This window comes from Romboutsia sp. 13368 (assembly GCF_018336475.1).
In the GTDB taxonomy this organism is placed as follows: Bacteria; Bacillota; Clostridia; order Peptostreptococcales; family Peptostreptococcaceae; genus Romboutsia.
In genome coordinates, this window is the sequence record NZ_CP048741.1 from 1315320 (window position 1) to 1316658 (window position 1339).

At 28.9% G+C, this 1339-nt stretch carries 1 protein-coding gene; it reads right to left on the bottom strand.

The annotated features are described in order from the left end of the window. Positions 1-141 precede the first annotated feature (141 nt). Positions 142-1089: an efflux RND transporter permease subunit gene (locus G3997_RS05340; RefSeq protein ID WP_296644081.1), complete on the bottom strand. Its 948-nt coding sequence runs from the start codon at positions 1087-1089 to the stop codon at positions 142-144. Positions 1090-1339: the final 250 nt, after the last annotated feature.

Here is a 1339-nt window from a genome sequence, read left to right on the forward strand (position 1 = left end):
TTCTCTTTTACTGGTTTAGATTTAACTACTTTTTGTTTATTATTAACAGGCTTGCTCTTATGTGAGTGTTTACTTTGATGTGAACTTTTACTATCATGTGAATGTTTAGACTCTCTCATAATATCAGTACCCCTTTTAGTATTATTCATCATTATCTTCATCATGACATTCATCATTATCTTCATCATTTTGTGAAGGATTGTTTAATTCATTTTGAAGGTCATTTAATTTACTTTCTGCATCTTCAAAAGATTTNNGTTCTATAGTAGCATCATCTATTTTTTCTTGTAGCTCTGATTTTGACATTCCTATTGCATTCACTGCAGTTTGTAATTGTTTTTTAGCAGTTTGTAATTCTTTACTTGCGGTTTCTAAATTTGCTAATTGTTTTTTACTTTCAGATTCTAGTTGAGTCTGAGATTTGTTTAACTCATTTTTAGCATCACTTAAAGATTGTTCTTGTTTTTTAAATTCAGAATCTACATTGGCTTGAATTTTTTTATTAATTTCATTTATTTTATCATCATCTAACGTAACTTTAAGTTGGTCCTCAATAAGCCCAATTGCATTAACTGATGCAACTCCATCTATACGTTCAAACTGAGGTAATATATTTTCATTAACATAATCAGTTACTTCTTTTATATCCATACCTTTAATATCTACACTTAAAGTCATTATAGGCATCATATCTGGATTTAACTTCATAATCATTGGTGAATTAACAGAATCATCGAAGTATCCTTCAACCATATCTATTTTTGAACTCATATCAATCATTACAGAGTCCATATTCACATCTTGTTCAAATTCCAAAATTACCATACTAGTATTCTCACTAGATACTGATGAGATATTTTTAAGTCCACTTATTGTGGCTAATCCCTTTTCTAATGGTTTTGTAACAGAAGACTCCACCTTTTCTGGACTTGCACCCGGATACACTGTACTAACTATTGCATATGGTAAATCTATACTTGGTAGTAAATCTGTTGTCATATTCATAAAAGATACTACACCTAATATAATTACCATTATTACACTAACCGCTACAGTATATGGTTTTTTAACACTAAACTTTGGTATCACCTTATACTCTCCCCCTATTAATTGAATTATTTTGTAATAATATTTCTTAAAACTGACCAATCGGTTATATTTTAGATGTTAATAGTTTTTACCAATTATTACAACTATTTCTATGATTATTATTAAGTTAATTTTGGAATATGATATTAAGTATCAATATAAATTGCTTTAAAACATAAAATTCGCTTCGCTCATATCGCCAACGATATATCTTTGCTACCGCTTCGAGCAACGTGTTTGCGAAACATTT